Source organism: Microbacterium altimontanum (genome assembly GCF_058349865.2).
In genome coordinates this window covers 420252-441715 of record NZ_JBYRJB020000001.1, presented here as the reverse complement: position 1 = coordinate 441715, position 21464 = coordinate 420252, and the positions used below count along the sequence as shown (strand labels likewise).

The window sequence follows — 21464 nt, the reverse complement described above, 5'->3', positions numbered from 1 at the left end:
CATCCCGTCAGGTCGTTGAGCGAGGAGCGCAGCGACGAGTCGAAACGCGGCCGCCATTCCCGTCAGGTCGTTGAGCGAGGAGCGAAGCGACGAGTCGAAACGCGCCGGTGAGCCGTTTCGACTCGCGGAGACCCGCGCTGAGCGAGCGCAGCGAGACGAAGCGTCGCTCAACGACCGAGACCGACCGCTCAACGACCAGACGCTCGACCCGCCCAAGGATCGTAGTCGGCCAGGAGCTTCTCCTGTCCCGGCCGATCGCCCTCGGGCACGTGCTGCAGATTGATCCGCACCCGGTACCAGAGCGAGCTCGACCCACGCATCCCGTCCACCAGGACGTCTGCCGGATGCAGCAGCGCGGCCGCGTCGGCATGTGCGTCCTTCCACTGCTCGACGGCCGCCTCGGCCTCGGGCTTGGTGCGCGTGCGCGCGATCTCGATCAGCGGCATCGTCGACTCGCGACGGCCTGACGCAGACGACCCCCGCGGCGCCTTTTCCGCCGGGCCCAACTCCTCCGCGAGCCGCAGCAGCCCCTCGAGCGAGCCCGCCGCGTCATCGAGACCCGCGTGCGGGTCGCCCACCTCGGCGAACCGCTGCGGCACGGTGAGCACGGTGAACTCGTCGGGCCGGCACTCGCGCAGCTCATCCCACGACAGCGGCGTCGACACTCGCGCATCCGGCAGCGCGCGCACCGAGTACGCCGACGCCACCGTACGGTCCTTCGCGTTCTGATTGAAGTCGACGAACACGCTCTCGCCGCGCTCCTCCTTCCACCACCGCGCGGTGGCAAGCCCGGGCGCACGCGCCTCGACTTCGCGGGCCAGCGACTCCGCGGCGAGGCGCACCTCCCGGTAGTCCCACTCGGGACGCACCCGCACGAGGATGTGGATGCCCCGAGAGCCGCTCGTCTTCGGCCACCCCACGAGCCCCTTCTCCTCCAGCACATCGCGTACGACGAACGCCACGTCGACGATCTGCCCCCAGTCGACACCGGGCATCGGGTCGAGGTCGATGCGCAGCTCATCCGGGTGGTCGAGGTCTTCGGCGCGCACGGCGTGCGGATTCAGGTCGAGGCATCCCAGATTCACGACCCAGGCCAGCCCCGCCGCATCCCGGATCACCGCCTCTTCCGCCGACCGGCCCGACGCGTACTGCAGGGTGGCTGTGTCGATGTAGCCGGGCCGGTTCTCGGGAACGCGCTTCTGGAAGAACGGCTCCGCGTCGATGCCCTTCACGTAGCGCTTCAGCACCAGCGGCCGTCCGCCGGCCCCGCGCAGCGCGCCCTCCGCGATCGCGAGGTAGTACCGCACGAGGTCGAGCTTCGTCACGCCGGGCCTCGGGAAGACCCTCTTGTCGGGGTGCGAGATGCGCACATCCTGTCCGTCGACATCGAGGTGCGTGTCTTCCGTGGCGCTCATGCCGCCACGCTAGCGGCGAGCGGATGCCTCGGCCAGCCCCTTACGCGGCGTTGACCACAGCGCCGGCCGACGCGGAGCGCAGCCCCTCGAGACGTCGCGAATTCAGGCAATGACACCGATTCAGGCGGATCGGCGCCGAATCTGCCTGATGTCGCATCGTCGCCTGAATCGGTGACGAGGAGCAGCGTTACGCGCCTTGACGACAGCGCCGGCCGACGCGGAGCGCAGCCCCTCGAGACGTCGCGAATTCAGGCAATGACACCGATTCAGGCGGATCGGCGCCGAATCTGCCTGATGTCGCATCGTCGCCTGAATCGGCGACGAGCAGCGTTCACGCGGCGTTGACCACAGCGCCGGCCGACGCTGGGCGCAGCCCCTCGGCGACCAGCGAGGTGAGGTCGAGCAGCGTCAGGTCGAGGGCTCCAGCGACGGCGGCGAGCATCTCGCTCGACGGCTCTTTGCGCCCCCGTTCCATCTCGGAGAGGTACTGCGGCGAGACCCCCGAGCGCCGCGCCGTGTCGGTCAAGCGCTCGCCGCGCTCGTGACGGGTGCGCCGCAAGACGTCTCCGACCGCTTCGCGCCACAGCGGCTCGAGCCGCGGGCTCGGGTCGGGCTCCGGGCGGCGCTGCAGCGGGATGATCTCGGCCATGCGCCCACGATAGAGCGCTCGCCGCGTCGGCGCCCGACCATTCCGCTCACAGCGGATGAGTCGATTCGAGAAGCTTTTCGGCGTGCGTGTCGATCTGCGGCTTTCTCGCTCGACGTCATGAGTGAGAGGGTCGACACACGACCCCGAACGAGGAGACAGATCATGAAGTTCATGCTCATCATGCGCGCCGACGACAGCGGTGTCGAGGCGTACAAGGACATCCCCTTCGAGCAGGTCATCGAGGCGATGGGCCGGTACAACGAATCGATGATGAAGGCAGGGGTCCTGCTGGCCGGCGAGGGGCTGACCGACGCGGCCGAAGGCTTCGTCGTCGACTTCTCCGCCGAGACGCCGCTCGTGACCGACGGCCCCTACGGCGAGACGAAGGAGCTGTTCAACGGCTTCTGGATCATCGAGGTCGCGAGCCGGGAGGAGGCCGCCGAATGGGCGTGCCGCGCGCCGCTGGGACCGGGCGCGTTCCTCGAGGTGCGGCGGGTGACCGAGCTCGAGGACTTCCCGCAGGACAACGAGTGGATCCAGAAGGAAGAGGGCTGGCGCGAGGAGCAGGAGCAGCGTGCCCGCAGCTGAGCCGGAGTCGACCGCGCGGACGAGGCGGGATGCCTCGGCCCGCGCGGTCGCCGCCGTGTGGCGCATCGAATCGGCCAGGATCGTCGCCACCCTCACGCGGATGACGGGCGACTTCGGCCTGGCCGAGGACCTCGCCCAAGACGCCCTCGCGGAGGCGCTCGCACAGTGGCCGCGCGACGGGGTGCCGGCGAACCCTGCCGCCTGGCTGACGGCGGTCGCCAAGCGGCGTGCGATCGATATGTGGCGTCGCCGGGAACGCTACGACGCGCGGCTCGCTCACCTCGCGCAGGAGCTTGCGAGCGAGCCGGTCGCAGGCGGCGATCCGTGGGATCCCGATGCGATCGACGACGACGTGCTCCGCCTGGTATTCATCGCCTGCCATCCGGTGCTCTCGCGCGAAGCTCGGGTGGCCCTCACCTTGAAGGTCGTCGGTGGCATGACATCCGACGAGATCGCGCGGGCATTCCTCGTACCGGTCGTGACCGTGCAGCAGCGGATCGTGCGCGCGAAGAAGACCCTGAGCGCGGCGCACGTGCCGTTCGAGGTGCCTCCCCGCGAAGAATACGGAGCGCGGCTGGGGGCAGTGTTGAGCGTTCTGTACCTGGTCTTCAACGAGGGGCACGCGGCGCATGCCGGCGAGGACTGGATGCGCCCCGATCTCGCTCGCGAGGCGATCCGGCTCGGTCGCGTGCTCGCCGCGCTCGCCCCGCGAGAGCCGGAGGTCCATGGGCTTCTCGCGCTGATGGAGCTGACCGCCGCCCGTTTCCCGGCGCGTGTCGACGCGAACGGCGATCCCGTTCTGCTCGCCGATCAGGATCGCAGCAGGTGGGATCGCGCGGCGATCGCCCGCGGACGGGCTGCCCTCGCCCGCGTCGACACGCTCGGGCGCGGACGCGGTCCGTACGCGTTGCAGGCGGCGATCGCCGAGTGTCACGCGGTCGCGCCATCCGTCGACGAGACCGACTGGGAGCGCATCGTCGTGCTGTACGAGGCGCTCGGCCGCATCGCGCCGTCGCCCGTGGTCGAGCTCAACCGTGCTGCGGCGGTGGCGATGGCGACCGGTCCGGCCAGCGCGCTCCGGATCGTCGATGCGCTCGTCGACGACGGCGCGCTGCGCGGATACCACCTGCTGCCGGCGACGCGAGGCGAGCTGCTGCTCAGGCTGGGGCGGACGGATGAGGCGCGCAGCGAGTTCGCGACGGCCGCCGCCCTCGCCGGGAACGACCGCGAGCGCGCCCTACTGGAGGAGCGGGCCCGCACCGGCCGCTGAACAGCACCCCCACCCCACCGGTCGTTGAGCGAGCGCAGCGAGCCGAAACGACCCGCCGCACCGCCCCACCCCTTCGGTCGTTGAGCGAGCGCAGCGAGCCGAAACGACGCCCGCCCGCGCACGCCCGCCCGCCGGTCGTTGAGCGAGCGCAGCGAGCCGAAACGACCTACGCGCGGCCATGCCGCAGCATCCCGAAACGCCGAAAGGGCCGCCCTTCCGGACGGCCCCTTCACAAGTGCAATGACTAGTTGCTTCGCGCGATCGCGATGATGCGCAGGATCTCGATGTACAGCCAGACGACGGTCACCATGATGCCGAAGCCGCCGAGCCACCCGTACTTGCGGGGAGCGCGGTTGCGCACGCCCTGCTGGATGAAGTCGAAGTCCTGCACGAGCGAGTACGCGGCCATGATGACCACGAGCACGCCGATGATGAGACCGAGCGGGATGCCGAACACCTTGGCGCTGTAGAGGCCGAAGGTGTCGGCGGCGCTCAGCACGCCGGTCCACATGAGCACGATGTTGACGAGCTGGAAGACCATGTAGCCGATGATCGCGATCATCCAGATCTTGGTCGCGCGCTTCGAGGCACGGATCTTGCCGCTCGCGAACAGCGCGAGCGTCACGCCCACGACTGCGAGCGTCGCAAGGGTCGCCTGCATCACGATGCCGGGCCAGAGGACCTCGAAGAAGGCCGAGATGCCGCCGACGAACAGGCCCTCGAACGCCGCGTAGGCGAGGATGAGGGCCGGGCGCACCTTCTTGGAGAAGGACACCACCATGGCGAGGATGAAGCCGCCGGCGAGGCCGATGATCCAGGGGAGCATCGAGACGTTCTGCGTCGCCGCGGTGAGGCCGCCGAGCGACCACACCCATCCGACGACAGCCGTGACGACGAGCACGGCGAACAGGCCGAGGGTCTTGAGGACGGTGTCTTCGACCGTCATCCGGTCGGTCTCGACGGCGCTCGCCGAGGGGCCGGCGAACTGGCCCTCGAGCTGGGCGTTGACGGCGGCGGCCTGAGCCTGCTGGCTGAAGGCGGCGTTCTGTGACTGGCCGCCGATGGTGGCTGCGTTCGCACCGCCGGGGTAGCTGCGGACGGCGCTCTGATCCTGGAACGCCGGGTTGTTGAAGGCGGGGTTTGCCGAAGGCATGCTCGCACTCTCCAAAGTGTCGGTCACAGCACGGTGCTGTTCCCCTCAACGATAGCCGGGGCGGGTATCGCGCGCACGGCTGATCACTGTGATTCCCCTTTGAGAGAACGAAGAGTCGCGCCGCGCTGCGTCGCCGAAGCCGGGGCGGGGATAGCCTGTCGGCGTGCCATCCCGCGACCCTCTCGTGATCGGCCATCGCGGTGCGCCCGGGTACCGCCCCGAGCACACGCCGTCGTCGTACGAGCTCGCCCTCGCCCAGGGTGTGGACGCCGTCGAGCCCGACATCGTGGTGTCGAAGGACGGCGTGCTGGTGGTGCGGCACGAGAACGAGATCTCGGCGACGACGGATGTCGCGGCCCGGCCCGAGTTCGCCTCGCGGCGCACGACGAAGCAGATCGACGGCCAGGGCGTGATCGGCTGGTTCACCGAGGACTTCACGTGGGAGGAGCTCGCGACGCTGCGGGCGCGCGAGCGGCTGCCCGAGCTACGGCCGGGAAGCGCCGGCTTCGACGGCCAGGAGCCGATCCTGCGTCTGCGTGATGTGCTCGACCTGGTGGCTGCCGCATCCGTCGCCCAGGGTCGCCCGATCGGCGCCGTGGTCGAGATCAAGCACGCGACGTTCTTCTCACAGCAGGGGTGGGATGTCGCGCAGCTCCTGGCTGCGGAGCTCGGAGCGGCGGGATGGGCCGATGGTCGGCATCCGCTCGTCGTCGAGTCGTTCGAGTCGACGGTGCTGTCCGCCGTCCGGGCGCAGGGGATGGTGGCGCGCTACGTGTACCTGCTCGAGGCGGTCGGTCGCCCGTACGATTTGGTGGCGACGGAGGGCGACGCCGCGCCCACCTATGAGTGGACAGCGTCGCCCCGCGGCCTGGACACGCTGGTCGGCGTCGTCGACGGCATCAGCGTCGACAAGCGGATGATCCTCGCGCCGGATCGGCTGGGGCGGGTGAGCGCGCCGTCGTCGGTCGTCGGCGACGCCCACGAGCGTGGGCTGGACGTCTTCACCTGGACGTGCCGGCCCGAGAACGCGTTCCTGGCGCGGACGTTCCGCGGCCACGGCGGCAAGGCGGCGTTCGGCGACTACGAGGGGGAGTGGCGGATGCTGCGCGAGACCGGCGTCGACGGGGTGTTCGTCGACCATCCCGACCTGGGCGTTCGCGTCTTCCGCGGCTGAGCATCACTCGGCGTCGGAGAACACGCCGATCCTGTCGCCGTCGAGCACGAACTGCAGGGAGGTGCCCGCCGGTGCCACGTTCTTGAGCTCCGCCGGCATCGACTTCTCGACCCGCAGCTGCACCGTCGGGGGGAACGAGCCGGCGCCACAGCCGTTGTACACGGGGCCGGGAAAGTATTCCGCGTCGGCGTCGGCATCTCCCGAGACGTACGCGAGGAGGCAATCGACCGGCTCATCGGAGTTGTCGAAGGGCTGGGTCATGCGGATCACCGTCAGTCCATGGAACGCATACCCGTCGCTGGTCATGTCGGGACTCCGACCGCCGAGCGCTTTGGGCCAGTCGAAGGCAGGGTCGGGAGAAAGCGTCGCGATCTGCCGCGCGTCGCCGTGCCGCGCGATCTGTGGGATCCACGTGGCGGCGAAGGTGACGCCCGCCGCGACAGCCGCGACGGCGACGAGCGAGAGCAGCCACAGCAGCGCGAAGCCGGGGGAGAGGAGCCAGCGGCGTGGGGCCGTGGCGCCGTCCGGCGCGGGCGTGGCGGCCTCGGATGCACCGGCGATGGTGACGGTCGGCTCCCTCAAGCGGTCCCGCCGGTGTGCGACGGCGGCCGCGGCCGGAACTGTGGGGAGCGGTGGCAGCGGAGCAGACGCCGCCCGCTTGTCGACCGGGGGCGCCGCCTCCGCCGCGGGGCCGACGGCCGGTGCCGAAGCCTGTGACGTCGGACCGGGTGCGGGCGGCGCGGCCTGCGCCTCCAGCTCGCGCAATCGGCGCAGCGCGACGGGATCGTCGTGGATGTCCGCCGACGGTCCGTATGCGCGGGCGCGCAGCATCCGCAGTTCGTCACGAGCCGCGGTGTTCATGACCTGCATGCTCCCACATCGGGTTCCGGTTGCGGCGGTATGGTCTCCGATCGGCCCGGCGGCCGGACGTGGTGTCGGAGGCGCCCCGTACGCTCGCACCGTGGCCACTCTCAACGATCTGCGGCGCACGGCCCTTGCCCTGCCCGGGACCGAGGAGCGGGCCATGACGGGCGGTGCTGCGTGGTTCGTGCGGCGGAAGCTCTACGCGTGGGAGTGTCATCCCTGGCCGAGCATTCCGGAGGACATTCGCGAGATCATCGCGGCCGAACTGGTGGTGGGCATAAAAGTGGGCGATCGCCTGGACGCGCTGGCGCTGGTCGAGATGGCGCCCGACGTCTTCCTGCGCACCACGACCCGTTGGAGCGAGCCGCAGGTGGCTTTCCGCATGGCGCGCATCGACCCCGACCACCTCGTCGAGCTCGTGACGGAGGCATGGCGTATTCAAGCCCCGAAGTACTTGCGCGGCGACTGAGCGGCGCGTTGGGCCCGTCGACGTGGCGGGTGGCAGGAGGATTGGTTCGCTAATGAGCTGACGATGCCATCAGTACCGCAATGCCGGTGAGCACGAGGCCAGCGAAGAAAGCCACGAGTTGGATGCCGCCGACGATCCTGAGGTTCACGGCATAAGGGCTCGGAGCGTTCTCTGTCGCTTGGTTGCCTGCCAATGCCATCAGAGTGAGCATCCCGAAGAAGACCGAGAGAAGGAATGCCCCCCAGGACACAAGCAAGACGACTCTGGAGGCGGAGGAGGCATTTGGGGCAAGGTCGTGCATGAACGTGATCGACAACGCAACAACCGCCGTTGCGAGCGTGAGAACCTGCTTCGTCAAGTCGCAGACGACGTCGAACGAGCGAGCCGACCAGTCGGTCATGTCGTTCTCCTTCGTCATGATGAGCAGCTACTTGCAGAATGGCCAGAGCGGACAGATGGAGCGGAAGAGCGCTTCAGCCTCGAGCAAGGCAACTGCCTCACCATCGCCACCAGCAAGTGCCATGAGCGGGGCAGCCGCAGCGGCGGCCTGAAGGCGCTCGAGAACTTCCGATATGCCGTCCACGAAAGCCTCGGGACGGTCCGCCTGACGGGCAACCTCATCGCCATTCCTCAGCAGTTCGAGGAGCAGCTCCTGCGCTTCGCCGTCGAGAACGACGCTGCGATCACGCATAGCCTTCACGATTTCCGCAGCGGCCCATTCAGGCGTGCGATCGTCGAGGTTCGCCATGACGGAATAGTCCCGAGTCCACCCGTGCATGTCAAGGACGACTCCGATGGGGACTCCGAGCGAGGCTGGCTGTGCAATGGCCGGACGGATCGCAACTGATCAGGGCAGGTTGATGACGATGCGTCCCTCGTCGAGCCCCTTGTCACCGGGCTTCGGCGCAGGAGCTGGCATCTCGATCTGAGCCTTCCACTGCGCGTGCGCGTCCTCCGCCGACGGTCGCCACACACCATCCAACGCCGAACCCAGTCCCCCGCCGGGCCACTTCTCCCATCGTCTACGCGTATCGCGATGGATGAATGGCGCGAGCGCGAGAACGCCTGCCGTGGCAGCCACGATGATGGCACTCACAATCACCGATCCAGCATCCACCGGGCCATTCTCCCACCGAGTGTCTTTCTGATCGGCGTGCCCAACCGCATCGCCCGCCGATATCCGTCGTGCCCCGAACCGGTGTTCACGGCGGGAGAAGCAGACGCGACGGCGGGAGTCGAACCCGCTGCACGACCGGGTATGAACCGGCGCCCGGGACCACCCGGATCGTCGCGATGGATCCACGCTATGCGGAGGCCGCGACATCCCGCAGCCGATGACGCGGCGTGAACCACCGTGACGCCCGATGACACTCAAGGGTGAGAGGCAGAACGGCCTCTCGTGAGACGCCTCTCATCTGCGGTGTCGCCCATTGACCCGCCTTCAGGTTCCTCTTAGCGTTCCCCCTGGTGCCTTTCAGTTCCGCACGACGGAGCAGGCCAGGGCACCGCTCACTGAAGAGAAGGCAGATCCTCCTGTGTACAGACGGATACTGGCCGTCGCCGGCGCTTTGGCGCTGACGATCCCGGCAACAGCCGCGATGGCCGCAACATCACCTGATTCCGATCCCGGAGCACGATTCACGCAGACGTCGGCGTCGAAGACGACGAGCGACTTCACGCCGGTCGGCGCCGACCCGGCGCGCCGCGTGAGCGTCATCGTGCAGATGACCGGCGACCCCGTCGCCGTCGTGCAGGCAGACAAGGGCCGCGACCTCACCAAGAGCGAGCGGGCGTCGATCAAGAGCAAGCTCAAGAAGGAGCAGGATGCCGTGACCGGCACCATCCGCTCCAAGGGCGGCAAGATCGAGGCGCAGATGCAGTCGGCCTACAACGGCATCCAGCTGACGATCCCCTCCAACCAGATCGATGCGCTCGAGAAGCTGCCCGGCGTCGAAGCCGTGCACGCCACCGCCACCCACACGATCGACAACACCGTCTCGGTGCCGTTCCTCGGCATCCCCGACGTGTGGCAGAACACCGGCTACACCGGCAAGAACATCAAGATCGCCGTCATCGACACCGGCATCGACTACACCCACGCCGACTTCGGCGGCCCCGGCACCGCTGCCGCCTACAAGGAGGCGCACGCCACCGAGACCCAGCCGGCCAACCCGGCCTGGTTCGGCCCGAACGCCCCGCGCGTGAAGGGCGGCACCGACCTCGTCGGCGACGCCTACGACGCCAACGACCCCAAGTCGGTCCCCAAGCCCGACCCGAACCCGCTCGACTGCCAGGGCCACGGCAGCCACGTCGCCGGCACCGCCGCCGGCAGCGGCGTGCGCGCCGACGGATCGACCTACACCGGCCCGTACGACGACACCACGGAGTCGAACGACTTCGCCGTCGGCCCCGGCGTCGCCCCGCAGGCCGACATCTACTCGGTGCGCGTGTTCGGCTGCGGCGGCAGCACCAACGTCGTCGTCCCGGCCATCGACTGGGCGGTCGACCACGGCATGGACGTCATCAACATGTCACTCGGCTCCGACTACGGCCGCTCCACCGACCCGGACGCCGTCGCCGCTGCGAACGCCGTCGGTGCGGGCGTCGTCGTCGTCGCCTCCGCCGGAAACGAGGGCCACAACCCCTACATCGTCGGCTCGCCGAGCGTCGGTGGCGGAGTGGTCTCGGTCTCGGCCGTCGACAGCACCGCATCCTTCCCCGGCGCGAAGATCGCCCTGCCGGGCGGCACGATCGACGCCATCAACGCGAATGACGCCGACCTGTCGCAGACGAAGACGATGACCGTCGTCAACCTCAAGGACGACCCGAACACGAACGAGAACGAGGCGCTCGGCTGCTCGGTCGCCGCCTACACGTCGAACGGGGTGAAGGCGGGCGCCAACCAGCTCGCGGTCTCGCAGCGCGGCACCTGTGCGCGCGTCGCCAAGGCGATCTACGCACAGCAGGCCGGCGCGGCCGGTGCCGTCATGGTCAACAGCGACGACACCTACCCGCCCTTCGAAGGCAAGGTGACAGAGAACCCCGACACGGGCGAGGCGTTCGACCTCACCATCCCGTTCCTCGGTGTCAAGAAGTCCGACGGCCCGGCACTGCTCGCGGCCGAGGGGCAGACGGCCTCCATCAGCGGCAGTACGATCGCCAACCCCGCCTTCCGGCACTACGCCGACTTCACCTCGGGCGGTCCCCGCTCGGGTGACAGCGCGGTGGCTCCGGATGTCGCAGCGCCGGGCGTCAGCATCCGTTCGGTCGCGGTCGGCACCGGCAGCGGCTCGACCGTGATGTCGGGCACCTCGATGGCGAGCCCGCACGTCGCGGGCGTCGCAGTGCTGGCCGTGCAGGCGCACCCGACATGGTCGAGCGACGACGTCGCCTCGGTGCTGACGACGACCGCCGACCCGTCGAAGGTCGTCGGCCAGGACAACACCGTCGGAGGCGTCGGTCTCGTCGACGCTGCCGCCGCGGTCTCGGCCACGGTGACGGCCGCCGGCGACACGTTCCGCACCACGAGCGGCCGCGAGTCGCAGCCGACGATCAGCTTCGGCTTCGACAGCTCGTCGCTCGGCTTCGCGAAGGCGCGCACGATCACGCTGACGAACCACGGCACGTCCACCGTGACGTACAAGGCGTCGACGGTCGCGTCGGCCTCGTCGAGCAAGGCGAAGGTCTCCGTCTGGCCCTCCACCGTGACGGTGCGCCCCGGCAAGTCGGCGAAGGTCGTCGTCACGCTGGCCGCCCGCGCGAGCGACGTCGGCTCGTCGCTGAAGAGCGAGTTCTCGTTCTACCAGTTCGCCGGCGACGTCGTCTTCACCGCCAAGTCGTCGACGCTGCACGTGCCGTACCTGCTCGTGCCGCGCGCCGACGCGAAGGTCGGAGTGACGCACGGCTCGAAGTTCTCGAAGCAGGTCACGCAGAAGGGTGGCACCGAGAAGATCACGCTGCAGAACCGGTTCGGTGCGCTCGACGCATCCGCCGACTTCTACACCTGGGGCCTGTCGGACAAGTCCGACCTCCCGAAGGGCACGGAGGACAGCGGCGTCGATCTGCGGGCCGCCGGCGTGCAGTCGTTCGACACGGCTGAGGGCAAGCTGTTCGTGTTCGCCGTGAACACCTACAAGCGGTGGTCGAACGCGGCGAACAACGAGTACGACGTGGTCATCGACGCGAACAAGGACGGCAACGCCGACAAGATCGTGTTCGCCGCCGACAACGGCCTGGTGACCGCGGGATCGGTCGACGGACGCTCGGCGGTGTTCGTGTACGACGTCGCCTCCGGCAAGACCGTCGGCCCGTACTACCTCGCGCAGGCGCCCACCGACAGCAGCACGATCCTGCTGCCGATCGACGCGAGCGTGCTCGGGATCACGGGGTCGTTCGCCTACACGGTGCAGGCGGCGTCGGTCGTCGACTCCGCGATCAGCGACGAGTTCTCGTCGTGGGCCGCGTACGACCCGACCGCTCCGGCGATCTCGAACGGACAGTTCGGCGTCGTTCCGGCGCACGGCAGGTCGGTGTCGTTCGACGTCACGGTCGACGCGCCTCAGGTCGCCAAGCAGAAGCCGCTCGGCACCATGATCGTGGTTCCCGACAACCGCGCCGGCAGCGACGAGGCTCTGCTCGTCTCGGTGCGCTGAGCGCACGGCGGGGCGGCGGTTCGTCGCCCCGCCCACAGCACGAAGGGCGGTCCGCTTCGGCGGGCCGCCCTTCCGCGCGTTCGGGATGCGTCGGGGTTGCGGTGTGCGGGATGCGTCAGGCAGCGTGAAACGCGGTGCCCGGATGCGTCAGGGCGACGTGGTCGGGGTCGACGGCCCCGGGCACAGCAGCGGAGTGTCGGTCGTGCCGAACCGGTAGTCGTACGTCGTGCCGTCGACGGTCACCACGACGCGCATGCCGTGCACGATCGCCTGCGTGTACGTCGCGCCCGGCTGCGGGCACCCGAGCGCGCCGTTCGGCCAGGTCATCGCCTCGGCCGAGACGAGGGTCGGCGTACCGGCGACTCCGCGGTCGGCGAGGTCGGCCACGATCGCGTCCCACCGGGCCGGCGGCACCGCCGCCGGAGTGCCCGACGGGGTCTGCGGTGTGGGGGACATGCTCGTGAACGGCGGACGGCTGACGGATGCGGAATCCGAGGGCGCTGTCATCGAACCTCCCGCGCAGCCGGTGAGGGCGAGCGCGAGGAGTGCCACCGCCGCGGCTGCGATTCGTGCGGTCATCGTCACTCCTTCGCCTTGGCCCCAGAATAGGCCGTTCCGCGGCCGCCGTCAGGGGCGAAGCGTGGGCCGGAGCGCCCGCGGCCCACGGGTACTATCGATCCATGACGACGGCGGGCAGGCGAGGCATCCTCGCCGTCGCCATCGCCGTTCTCCTCCTCGCCCTCGGTGCCGGTGCCGCGGCGCTGGTGGAGGATGCCATCGGCGCGCAGGCGCCGACCCTGGCGCGGGCCCCCGGTGTCGCGGCCGACAACGACCCGCTCATGGCGTGGTTCGCGCGCATCCTGCTCGTCCTCGGTGTCGCCTGGCTCACGATCGGAGCCGTCGCGGCACGCACGAGCCTCGTCCGTCGCCCCGGTGCCGCCGCCGCACGCGCCTCGTGGCTCGCCGCGACCCGGCCCTGGCGCGCCCGCGAGTCGACGCTCGGGATGCTGTCGCTCGACCGGTGGCTGCTGTTCGCCGTGCCGGTCGCCCTGCTCGTGGCCACCCGTGCGGTGCAGACGTCGTTCATGGGCTGGATCAGGCTCATCGTCGTGATCGGCGCGTGGACGGTGTTCGCCCTCGCCCTCCGCATCGTCGTGCGCGGGCGCTCGCCGTGGCCCGTGATCGCGGCTGTCGGCGGCGTCGTCATGCTGCGCTGCATCGTCACGCTCATCGCGCTGTCGTTCGACGGCCCCGGCGGCTACTGGTACGCGTTCTGGGAGCTGCCCGACCTGCGCGCCGTCTACATCACCGTCGCGTTCGCGCTGTTCCTCTGGGTCTTCGTGGCGGGCGGCTGGTCGCTGTTCGCGCAGCTCGGCGTGCGGCGCGCCGTGGGAGCGGTGCTCTGCGCGATGGGTGCCGCGCTCGCCGTCCCCGCGGCCATCGTCGGCGCCGTCGGAGTGGAGAACGCGCTCGCCGTCTGGGACGAGCGCACAGCGCTGCTGCCGTGGGGGCTCGCGCAGATCCTCGCCGTGTCGATGCGGACGCCGATCAGCGACAGCATCGTGTGGTGGGCGGCCGCGGCGGGGCTTGTGCTGCTCATCGCGGGAGTCGCCCTCGCGGTGCGCTGGGAACCGGCCCGCCGCACGGCAGCCCGCTCCTGACGCTCACGGCTCGGCGTCGGACATCCCGCTTAGACTCGAAGGGACATGACCGACGCACCCTCGCCCCTCATCGTCGGCGCCGACGCCGGGCCGCAGCGGCCCGGTGCACGCCCTGACGAAGACCTCCTGGAAGGCCTGAATCCGCAGCAGCGCGAGGCGGTGGTGTATCGCGGCTCGGCCCTGCTGATCGTCGCCGGCGCGGGCTCCGGCAAGACCCGCGTGCTCACCCACCGCATCGCCTCGCTGCTGCGCGGCCGCGAGGCGTGGCCGAGCCAGATCCTCGCCATCACGTTCACCAACAAGGCCGCGGGGGAGATGCGCGAGCGGGTGGGGCAGCTCGTCGGCCAGCACGCACAGGGCATGTGGATCTCGACGTTCCACTCGGCGTGCGTGCGCATCCTGCGGCGCGAGGCGGAGCAGTTCGGGTTCACGAAGTCGTTCACGATCTACGACTCCGGCGACTCGCGCGCGCTGATCAAGCGGCTCGTGAAGGAGCACGAAGCGGATGCGTTCGGCATGACGCCCGCCGCGGTGCAGGGCCGCATCTCCAAGCTGAAGAACGAGCTCGCCGACGCGGAGTCGTACGCGCGCCAGGCGAACATGGCCGACCCCGCCGAGCGCAAGTTCGTGGAGGTCTTCGGCGACTACCAGCGGGCGCTGCAGAAGGCCAACGCGTTCGACTTCGATGACCTCATCGCGCAGACGGTGTACCTGTTCCGGGCATTCCCGCACGTCGCCGACGTGTACCGGCGTCGGTTCCGGCACATCCTCGTCGACGAGTACCAGGACACCAACCACGCCCAGTACGCCCTCATCCACGAGCTGACGCGGCCCGTCGTGGGCAAGGCCGCCGAACCGTATTCCGCGGGCGGCATGATGATCTTCGAGCCGGAGCATGCGCCGGAGCTGGAGGGGGCGTCGCTCACCGTTGTCGGCGACTCCGACCAGTCGATCTACGCCTTCCGCGGGGCCGACATCCGCAACATCTCCGAGTTCGAACGCGACTTCCCGGGGGCGAAGGTCGTGCTTCTGGAGCAGAACTACCGGTCGACGCAGAACATCCTCAGCGCCGCGAATGCGGTGATCAGCCACAACTTCGACCGCAAGGACAAGCGGCTCTGGACCGACGTCGGCGAGGGTGAGAAGATCGTCGGCTTCACCGGGTACTCGCAGCACGACGAGGCGCAGTTCGTGGCCGACGAGATCGACGCGCTCCGCCGTGCGGGCGTCGCCTACTCCGAGATGGCGGTCTTCTACCGGACGAACTCCCAGTCCCGTGCGCTGGAGGAGATCTTCATCCGCGCGGCCGTGCCGTACAAGATCATGGGCGGCACGCGCTTCTACGAGCGCGCCGAGATCAAGGACGCCCTGGCGTACCTCACCGCCGTCGCGAACCCCGCCGACGAGATGGCGCTGCGGCGCATCATCAACAAGCCCAAGCGCGGCATCGGCGATGTGACCGTCGAGACGATCGCCCGCTACGCCGCGAGCGAGGGGATCACGTTCCGGGATGCGCTGGCGAACGCCTCGGCGCTCGGCGTGGGGCCGAAGATCCAGACAGCGATCGCACGACTCGACGCGGTGCTGGCCGAGGCATCCGAGCTCATGCTGCCGTCCTCCGGCGAGGTCGCTCCGCCGTCCGCCGTGGGCGACGGGCTCGCCCTGCTGCTCGAGCAGAGCGGCTATCGCGACGCGCTGCGGATGAGCCGCGACCCGCAGGACGAGGCCCGCCTCGAGAACCTCGACGAGCTCGTCGCGGTGGCGCGGGAGTTCGCGCGCAACAACCTCGAGGGCACGCTCCTCGACTTCCTCACCGAGGTCGCCCTCGTGTCGGACGCGGATGCGCTCGACTCGGAATCCGGCACCGTGTCGCTCATGACGCTGCACACGGCCAAGGGGCTCGAGTACGAAGCGGTCTTCATCACCGGCGTCGAAGAGGACCTCATCCCGCACCGGATCTCCGCCGGCGAGCCGGGCGGACCCGCCGAGGAGCGCCGGCTGTTCTACGTCGGTGTGACCCGCGCGCGCAAGCGGCTGTACCTCACGCTCGCGATGACCCGGGCGCAGTTCGGCGAGGTGTCGGTCGCGATGCCGAGCCGCTTCCTGCAGGAGGTTCCGGCGGATCTGATCGACTGGCGCCAGTCGCCGGGAGACGTGAATTCCCGCGGCGGCATGCAATCGAGGGCGCTCAACGCCCGTCGCCCGGGCGGCGGCTTCGGACCGCGCCGGAACGACGACCCGCCGGCGCTGAAGCCGAAGTCGACGTCGATGGAGAGGTTCCCGAACCGCATCCCGGCGAAGGTCCGCGACAACGGCGACATGGTGCTGGGCGCGGGCGACCGCATCCGTCATGAGGACTTCGGAGACGGCATCGTCGATCTCGTGACCGGCGAGGGCGCGAAGCGTGTCGCCCACGTGCGGTTCGAGAAGGCGGGCGCGAAGAAGCTTCTCATCAAGATCGCGCCCATCGAGAAACTGTGAAACTTCCATGCCGGGTTAGGGTGGCGTAATGGCACTTTTCTCCCGTGGACCGAAGGCGAACGACTCCCGCGACGACGCGGCGACGCCGCAGCCGGAGTCCGATACGGCCGCGACCGACGCGGCGGACGCCGGCACGGCGGGCGCTGGCACCGCTGACGCCGGCACCGCCGACGCTGACGCCGGCACCGCTGGCGCTGCTGAGGCGAGCACTGCCGCGGAAGGCGAGGCCAGCGACGCGGCGTCGCACGCGCCGTCGACGGAGGACGCCGAGGAGAACGTGCCCGCGGTGGGCATCAGCACGACCTCGTACGGCGGGTTCGGCGCCGACGCCCCGACCGAGCCGCAGGCCGCTCCCACGGGTGAGGCGCCGGAGCCCACGCAGTCGATCCCCGGCCTTCCCGACAACGTCGTGCTGCAGGCGTCGCTCGCCGCCCTCAGTGCGGAACCCGAGGGCCACGAGATCCTCGGCGTCGCCCGCCAGCTGCTGCAGGGCAACGTCTACCTGCGCATCAAGGGAAACGCGCAGGAGCTGGTCAGCAGCGGCGCCGAGCTGCCCCTGGCGATCGCGACCCGCGACGAGGGCCAGTTCGTCATGATCTACAGCTCCGGCGCCGCCCTCGCCGCCGCGGTGAACGCCGACGGAGACACCGAGACGTCGGCGATGGGCCAGGCCGGCCCCGCCGTGCTGCAGTACGTCCTGCAGGGCGGATTCGCCGGCGCGATCGTCGATCACGCCTCCGCCCCCGCGGCCGTCGTGCTGCCGCGCGCGCTCATCGAGCGGATGACCGCCGAGATGGACCAGCACCACACCCTCAAGCGGCTCGTCTCCGGTCCGCGCACGGCCGAGACCGCCGCCGCCGTCGCCGAAGCGCTGACCACGGCTCCGCTGTGGATCGCGGTGAACCGCACATCGGACGACGAGGCCTGGGGAGTCGCGGAATCGCGCAGCGAGAGCGGAGAACGCATCCTCCCGGTGTTCTCGCACCCGCTCGAGGTCATCGCGCTCGGCCGCGGCGACCAGCCAGTGCCGTTCAGCCCCGCGCAGCTCGGATCGGCCCTGCGCTCCGACGAGGACATCGCCGGCGTGGTCGTCGACCCGGCCGGCCCCTGGATCCGCCTGGAGCGCGACGACCTCGGGCCCGTGCTCGCGCTGCCCGAACCGGAGCCGGCCGAGCAGATCGCCGACGAGGACGACGGCGCCGACGAGGGGGATGCCTCGACCGGCGGTGCCGATGTGGCGGCGGCGGACGATGTTGCGGCCGACGACGCGTCTAGCTCCAAGGAGGGCGCGGGTACCGAAGGCGCCGCCGAGAACGATGTTCCGTCCGACGGCGGAGACGCCTCGGAGACCGCGGTGCAGGATGCGTCGGCTGACGCATCCGTCTCGGGCGAGGGTGCGAACGACGCCGCCTCTGAGGAGGGTGCGGGCGACGCATCCGTCTCGGGCGACGCCTCCGGTGACGCAGCGGTTTCGGAGGAGGCCTCGGCCGACGCATCCGGTGCCGACGGCGACCAGGCGAACGGCGACGCGACCCGCGAGGGCTGACCCGCCTTACGCGTGTCGGCGGGCCGCGATAGCGTGGCCGCATGGCCTCCGAGCGGATCACCCTGCACGTTTCCGGACCGCACGGCGACCGCGAGGTGGGGCTGTCGAACCCGAGCCGGGTGATCTGGCCCGAGGCGGGCATCACGAAGCGCGAGCTCGCCGAGTACTTCGTCGCCGTCGCCGAGCCGTTCCTCGCCGCCAACGGCGACCGCCCGGTGTCGCTGCAGCGCTACCCCGACGGCATCGAGGGTGAGAGCTTCTTCTCGAAGAATCCGCCGAAGGGTGCGCCCGAGTACGTCGAGGCCGTCACCGTCACGTACAACAGCGGGCGGCGGCATCCGCAGCTCGTCATCACCGAGATCGCGACCGCGGTGTGGGCCGCGCAGATGAACACCGTCGTTTTCCACCCGTGGGCGTCGCTGTCGTCCGACACCGACAATCCGGTGGAGCTGCGCATCGACCTCGACCCGCAGCCGGGCACGGACTTCGCCGACGCCGTCGCCGTGGCGCCCGCGCTGCACGATGTGCTCGCCGAGGCGGGGCTCGAGTCGTGGATCAAGACGAGCGGCAACCGCGGCCTGCACGTGTTCTGCCCGATCGAGCCGGCCCACGAGTTTCTGGATGTGCGGCACGCCGTCATCGCGGCCGCCCGCGAGCTCACGCGACGCATGCCCGACAAGGTGACGGTCGACTGGTGGAAGGAAGAACGCGGCAAGCGGATCTTCGTCGACTTCAACCAGGCGAACCGCGACCGGACGATGGCGGGCGCCTACAGCCCGCGTGCGCTGCCGGCGGCGACGGTCTCGACTCCGGTGACGTGGGACGAGCTCGCCTCGGTCGACCCTGCGGCGTTCACGGTGCGGTCGATCCCGCAGCGGCTCGCCGACCGCGGCGACCCGTGGGCCGAGTTCGGCACGAACCCCGGCCGCATCGACACGCTGCTCGAGTGGTGGGAGCGCGACGTCGCCGACGGGCTGGGCGAGCTGCCGTTCCCGCCGGAGTTCCCGAAGATGCCCGGTGAGCCGCCGCGCGTGCAGCCGAGCCGTGCCAAGAAGAGCGAGGACGAGGGATGAGCGCCGCTGGAGTCGTCGACCGCGCCGTCGCGCGCCTGCTGCGGACGCAGTGGCTCGTCCGCGCGCCCATCGCGGTGTACCGCGCGGGCTGGGGATGGCTGTTCGGGCGACGGCTCGTGATGATCGAGCATCTCGGTCGGGTCTCCCATGAGCCGCGGTACGTCGTCGTCGAGGTTGCCGAACGCACCCGCAACCGCATCGTCGTCGCGTCGGGCTTCGGCAAGAGCGCCCAGTGGTACCGCAACCTCAAGGCGAACGGCGTGGCCTTCCTCAGCACCGGGCGTGCGCGCCGCGTTCCCGCCCAGGTGCGGCTGCTCGACGCCGAGGAGTCGAAGCGCGAGCTCACCCGCTACGCAGCCGAGCATCCCGTCGCGTGGAAGCGGCTGAAGGGCGCGATGGACGCGGATGCCGGCGGCGACGCCGTCATCCCGCTCGTGGAGTTCACCCCGCCCCGGTCAGCGGCGGCGGGCGACGCCGTCGCAACTGCGCCTCAGACGAGCACCCGGTCGACGTCGAACGCCGAGACCGTGTCGAGCTGATCGAACGTGCACGACCGTGCTTCACGGTCGAGACGCCAGCGCTCGAACTGCACGGTGTGCCGGAACCGGTCGCCCTCGAGCTGGTCGTACCGCACCTCGAGCACCCGCTCGGGCCGCAGACGCACGAACCGCACGTCCTTGCCGCCGCTGAAGCGGGACTTGTCGGTCTCTCCGGTCACGGCGTCGCCCGACGCATCCCGTTCGACCAGTGGCTCGAGCTCGTCGACGAGTTCGAGCCGGCGCGCATTCGTGAATGCCGAGACCGCGCCGACATTCCGCAGGGCGCCGCTGCCGTCGTAGAGGCCGAGGAGCAGCGAGCCGACGCCGTTTCCGGAGGTATGGACGCGGTAGCCGATCGCAACGACGTCGGCCGTGCGGGCGTGCTTGATCTTGAACATCGTGCGCTTGCCCGGTGAGTAGGGGAGCGCGAGCGGTTTGGCGACCACGCCGTCGAGGCCGGCTCCCTCGAACTCGTCGAGCCATCGGCGGGCGACGTCGGCGTCGCGCGTGGTGCGGGTGAGGTGGATCGGATCGGGCAGGTCGCCGACGAGCTTCTCGAGCTCGGCGCGCCGCACCTCGAACGGCTCGGGCTGCAGATCTCGGTCACCGCGACGCAGCAGGTCGTACGCGATGAACATGGCGGGAGTCTCCGCGGCGAGCTTGTTCACCCGTGACGCGGCGGGATGGATGCGCTGCGTCAGCGCGTCCCAGTCGAGGCGGCGCGACCCGGCCGGTCCGGTCGGCACGGCGATCTCACCGTCGAGGAGGCACGGCTCGGGCAGCAGCCGCGCGAACGCCTCGACGAGCTCGGGGAAGTACCGGGTGAGTGGTTTCGCGCCGCGGCTGCCGATCTCGACCGACTCGCCGTCCCACGACACGAGGCCGCGGAAGCCGTCCCACTTCGGCTCGTAGCTCATGCCGCCGTCCACGCTGTCGGGGGCCGGGATCGTGGGAACGGACTTCGCCAGCATCGGCGCGGGGATGTCGTGCGTCATGCGTCTCATCCTGCCCGGCCGGACGGCGCGCCGCGAGGGGTCGCGGCGGCGCGGCGACGCGGACCGGGGGGGGGGGGGGCAACTCGGCGAACGAAGGGGCAACTCGGCGGAACCGTGGGGCAACTCGGGGAACGGAGGGGCAACTCGGCGAACCGGGGGGCAACTCGGGGAACGGAGGGGCAACTCGCGGGGACGGGCGCGGCGACGCGCGGGTCAGGAGGCGCCGGGGAGGTCGCGCTGCAGGCGGCGGGCGACCTCGGCCGCCGGCATCCGGCGCGGGAACACCGCCACGACCACGTCGTCCTCCGCCGAGGACGTGGCCTCGTCGAGAACGCCGAACCGGCGCATCGCGTCGTCGAGGGCGGTCTGCAGCACCGAGACGGGCACACGCTTCGATCCGCGGATGAGGCGCCGCAGCACGTGGTTGTGGATCGCCGTGACGACGGCCGCGAAGCCCACGGCGTCCACCGGGTCGAGCCCGGGGAGGGCCCGGCGCAGGTACTCGTCGAACAGCCGCTCGTACCGGAACACCGTGACGATCTCGCGCTCGCGCAGCGCCGGCACCTGACGGACGACCGCATACCGGCGTCGTGCCAGGTCGGGATCCGCCGCGAAATGACGGAACACCGTGATCGACGCATCCCGCACCGCCCGCCACGGGTTCTCGTGCGGCTGCGCGAGATACTCCCGCAGCATCTCCAGGAGCAGCTCGTGATCCGCGAAGACGACGTCGTCCTTGCCGCCGAACTGCCGGAAGAACGTCGACCGAGAGACACCGGCGGCCTGCGCGATCTGCTCCACCGACGTCGCCTCGAACCCCTGCCGGCTGAACAGGTCGAGGGCCGCCGCCATCACCGCCGTGTGCGGGGCGGGCGAAGTCGTGCTCATCCTCCCGAGCGTAGTCGCGTCGCGGTCCGGCGCCCCCTCGCCGTCGC

The 21464-nt window shown here is 70.2% G+C and carries 20 protein-coding genes and 1 tRNA gene; 10 read left to right on the top strand and 11 right to left on the bottom strand.

Annotation, left to right across the window (positions count from 1 at the left end; genetic code table 11):
* Positions 1-188: 188 nt before the first annotated feature.
* On the bottom strand, positions 189-1415 hold the full coding sequence (gene ligD / locus AC3RX1_RS01890; protein ID WP_491499533.1) for a non-homologous end-joining DNA ligase: 1227 nt from the start codon (positions 1413-1415) through the stop codon (positions 189-191).
* 331 nt (positions 1416-1746) lie between these two features.
* Entirely contained in the window at positions 1747-2064 is a 318-nt protein-coding gene (locus AC3RX1_RS01885) for a helix-turn-helix domain-containing protein (RefSeq protein ID WP_491499532.1), read from the bottom strand.
* Positions 2065-2226: 162 nt separating this feature from the next.
* Between AC3RX1_RS01885 and AC3RX1_RS01880 the strand changes: the two genes are divergently transcribed.
* Both AC3RX1_RS01880 and AC3RX1_RS01875 read left to right on the top strand, forming a co-directional pair.
* On the top strand, positions 2227-2652 hold the full coding sequence (locus AC3RX1_RS01880; RefSeq protein WP_491499531.1) for a YciI family protein: 426 nt from the start codon (positions 2227-2229) through the stop codon (positions 2650-2652).
* Positions 2639-3922 (top strand): RNA polymerase sigma factor, encoded by a 1284-nt coding sequence (locus AC3RX1_RS01875; RefSeq protein ID WP_491499530.1) that lies wholly within the window; start codon positions 2639-2641, stop codon positions 3920-3922. The genes AC3RX1_RS01880 and AC3RX1_RS01875 overlap by 14 nt, the downstream gene beginning before the upstream one ends.
* A 244-nt stretch (positions 3923-4166) precedes the next feature.
* Here the strand turns inward: AC3RX1_RS01875 and AC3RX1_RS01870 are convergent, their stop codons facing one another.
* Entirely contained in the window at positions 4167-5075 is a 909-nt protein-coding gene (locus tag AC3RX1_RS01870) for a Bax inhibitor-1/YccA family protein (RefSeq protein ID WP_491499529.1), read from the bottom strand.
* Positions 5076-5238: 163 nt separating this feature from the next.
* Between AC3RX1_RS01870 and AC3RX1_RS01865 the strand changes: the two genes are divergently transcribed.
* Positions 5239-6249 carry a glycerophosphodiester phosphodiesterase family protein gene (locus AC3RX1_RS01865; RefSeq protein ID WP_491499528.1) on the top strand — a complete coding sequence of 337 codons (1011 nt, stop codon included), beginning with the start codon at positions 5239-5241 and terminating at the stop codon, positions 6247-6249.
* A gap of 3 nt (positions 6250-6252) precedes the next feature.
* Here AC3RX1_RS01865 and AC3RX1_RS01860 read toward each other — a convergent pair whose 3' ends face one another.
* Positions 6253-7110: a hypothetical protein gene (locus tag AC3RX1_RS01860; protein WP_491499527.1), complete on the bottom strand. Its 858-nt coding sequence runs from the start codon at positions 7108-7110 to the stop codon at positions 6253-6255.
* Between the two features lie 100 nt (positions 7111-7210).
* On the opposite strand from AC3RX1_RS01860, the gene AC3RX1_RS01855 reads away from it, so the two are divergent.
* Complete coding sequence (locus tag AC3RX1_RS01855; protein ID WP_491499526.1) at positions 7211-7582, top strand: MmcQ/YjbR family DNA-binding protein; 372 nt, start codon at positions 7211-7213, stop codon at positions 7580-7582.
* Positions 7583-7631: 49 nt separating this feature from the next.
* Here AC3RX1_RS01855 and AC3RX1_RS01850 read toward each other — a convergent pair whose 3' ends face one another.
* The 4 genes from AC3RX1_RS01850 to AC3RX1_RS01835 form a co-directional block, all read right to left on the bottom strand.
* A complete protein-coding gene (locus AC3RX1_RS01850; protein WP_491499525.1) occupies positions 7632-7982 on the bottom strand; it encodes a hypothetical protein in 351 nt (116 codons plus the stop codon).
* 27 nt (positions 7983-8009) lie between these two features.
* The gene (locus AC3RX1_RS01845; RefSeq protein ID WP_491499524.1) at positions 8010-8330 is read right to left on the bottom strand and encodes a hypothetical protein; all 321 of its coding nucleotides are present in this window, start codon (positions 8328-8330) and stop codon (positions 8010-8012) included.
* A 99-nt stretch (positions 8331-8429) separates the two neighbouring features.
* Positions 8430-8699, bottom strand: a complete 270-nt coding sequence (locus tag AC3RX1_RS01840; protein ID WP_491499523.1) for a hypothetical protein — start codon at positions 8697-8699, stop codon at positions 8430-8432.
* A gap of 103 nt (positions 8700-8802) precedes the next feature.
* Positions 8803-8875 (bottom strand) — tRNA-Met (locus AC3RX1_RS01835).
* A 305-nt stretch (positions 8876-9180) separates the two neighbouring features.
* Between AC3RX1_RS01835 and AC3RX1_RS01830 the strand changes: the two genes are divergently transcribed.
* Positions 9181-12234: a S8 family peptidase gene (locus AC3RX1_RS01830; protein WP_491499522.1), complete on the top strand. Its 3054-nt coding sequence runs from the start codon at positions 9181-9183 to the stop codon at positions 12232-12234.
* A gap of 147 nt (positions 12235-12381) precedes the next feature.
* On the opposite strand, the gene AC3RX1_RS01825 is transcribed toward AC3RX1_RS01830, so the two are convergent.
* The gene (locus tag AC3RX1_RS01825) at positions 12382-12813 is read right to left on the bottom strand and encodes a DUF8738 domain-containing protein (RefSeq protein ID WP_491499521.1); all 432 of its coding nucleotides are present in this window, start codon (positions 12811-12813) and stop codon (positions 12382-12384) included.
* A gap of 101 nt (positions 12814-12914) precedes the next feature.
* On the opposite strand from AC3RX1_RS01825, the gene AC3RX1_RS01820 reads away from it, so the two are divergent.
* Genes AC3RX1_RS01820 through AC3RX1_RS01800 form a run of 5 tightly spaced genes read left to right on the top strand, consistent with a single transcriptional unit; the run spans position 12915 to position 19534 of the window.
* Positions 12915-13895, top strand: a complete 981-nt coding sequence (locus AC3RX1_RS01820; protein ID WP_491499520.1) for a hypothetical protein — start codon at positions 12915-12917, stop codon at positions 13893-13895.
* Between the two features lie 45 nt (positions 13896-13940).
* On the top strand, positions 13941-16376 hold the full coding sequence (locus tag AC3RX1_RS01815) for an ATP-dependent helicase (protein WP_491499519.1): 2436 nt from the start codon (positions 13941-13943) through the stop codon (positions 16374-16376).
* Between the two features lie 28 nt (positions 16377-16404).
* Entirely contained in the window at positions 16405-17922 is a 1518-nt protein-coding gene (locus AC3RX1_RS01810) for an SseB family protein (protein ID WP_491499518.1), read from the top strand.
* A gap of 41 nt (positions 17923-17963) precedes the next feature.
* The gene (ligD, locus tag AC3RX1_RS01805) at positions 17964-18995 is read left to right on the top strand and encodes a non-homologous end-joining DNA ligase (protein WP_491499517.1); all 1032 of its coding nucleotides are present in this window, start codon (positions 17964-17966) and stop codon (positions 18993-18995) included.
* On the top strand, positions 18992-19534 hold the full coding sequence (locus AC3RX1_RS01800) for a nitroreductase family deazaflavin-dependent oxidoreductase (protein ID WP_491499516.1): 543 nt from the start codon (positions 18992-18994) through the stop codon (positions 19532-19534). Before ligD (AC3RX1_RS01805) ends, AC3RX1_RS01800 begins: the two co-directional genes overlap by 4 nt.
* On the opposite strand, the gene AC3RX1_RS01795 is transcribed toward AC3RX1_RS01800, so the two are convergent.
* Positions 19486-20529, bottom strand: a complete 1044-nt coding sequence (locus tag AC3RX1_RS01795) for an ATP-dependent DNA ligase (RefSeq protein WP_491499515.1) — start codon at positions 20527-20529, stop codon at positions 19486-19488. The genes AC3RX1_RS01800 and AC3RX1_RS01795 overlap by 49 nt on opposite strands.
* 213 nt (positions 20530-20742) lie before the next feature.
* Positions 20743-21417: a TetR/AcrR family transcriptional regulator gene (locus AC3RX1_RS01790; protein WP_491499514.1), complete on the bottom strand. Its 675-nt coding sequence runs from the start codon at positions 21415-21417 to the stop codon at positions 20743-20745.
* Between the last annotated feature and the right edge of the window lie 47 nt (positions 21418-21464).

What these genes read in the sequence shown, in the direction of transcription:
- ligD (WP_491499533.1), bottom strand. Translation starts at nt 1,415, where the DNA reads ATGAGCGCCACGGAAGACACGCACCTCGATGTCGACGGACAGGATGTG.
- AC3RX1_RS01885 (WP_491499532.1), bottom strand. Translation starts at nt 2,064, where the DNA reads ATGGCCGAGATCATCCCGCTGCAGCGCCGCCCGGAGCCCGACCCGAGC.
- AC3RX1_RS01880 (WP_491499531.1), top strand. Translation starts at nt 2,227, where the DNA reads ATGAAGTTCATGCTCATCATGCGCGCCGACGACAGCGGTGTCGAGGCG.
- AC3RX1_RS01870 (WP_491499529.1), bottom strand. Translation starts at nt 5,075, where the DNA reads ATGCCTTCGGCAAACCCCGCCTTCAACAACCCGGCGTTCCAGGATCAG.
- AC3RX1_RS01860 (WP_491499527.1), bottom strand. Translation starts at nt 7,110, where the DNA reads ATGAACACCGCGGCTCGTGACGAACTGCGGATGCTGCGCGCCCGCGCA.
- AC3RX1_RS01850 (WP_491499525.1), bottom strand. Translation starts at nt 7,982, where the DNA reads ATGACCGACTGGTCGGCTCGCTCGTTCGACGTCGTCTGCGACTTGACG.
- AC3RX1_RS01845 (WP_491499524.1), bottom strand. Translation starts at nt 8,330, where the DNA reads ATGGCGAACCTCGACGATCGCACGCCTGAATGGGCCGCTGCGGAAATC.
- AC3RX1_RS01830 (WP_491499522.1), top strand. Translation starts at nt 9,181, where the DNA reads ATGGCCGCAACATCACCTGATTCCGATCCCGGAGCACGATTCACGCAG.
- AC3RX1_RS01825 (WP_491499521.1), bottom strand. Translation starts at nt 12,813, where the DNA reads ATGACCGCACGAATCGCAGCCGCGGCGGTGGCACTCCTCGCGCTCGCC.
- AC3RX1_RS01820 (WP_491499520.1), top strand. Translation starts at nt 12,915, where the DNA reads ATGACGACGGCGGGCAGGCGAGGCATCCTCGCCGTCGCCATCGCCGTT.
- AC3RX1_RS01815 (WP_491499519.1), top strand. Translation starts at nt 13,941, where the DNA reads ATGACCGACGCACCCTCGCCCCTCATCGTCGGCGCCGACGCCGGGCCG.
- AC3RX1_RS01810 (WP_491499518.1), top strand. Translation starts at nt 16,405, where the DNA reads ATGGCACTTTTCTCCCGTGGACCGAAGGCGAACGACTCCCGCGACGAC.
- ligD (WP_491499517.1), top strand. Translation starts at nt 17,964, where the DNA reads ATGGCCTCCGAGCGGATCACCCTGCACGTTTCCGGACCGCACGGCGAC.
- AC3RX1_RS01800 (WP_491499516.1), top strand. Translation starts at nt 18,992, where the DNA reads ATGAGCGCCGCTGGAGTCGTCGACCGCGCCGTCGCGCGCCTGCTGCGG.
- AC3RX1_RS01795 (WP_491499515.1), bottom strand. Translation starts at nt 20,529, where the DNA reads ATGACGCACGACATCCCCGCGCCGATGCTGGCGAAGTCCGTTCCCACG.
- AC3RX1_RS01790 (WP_491499514.1), bottom strand. Translation starts at nt 21,417, where the DNA reads ATGAGCACGACTTCGCCCGCCCCGCACACGGCGGTGATGGCGGCGGCC.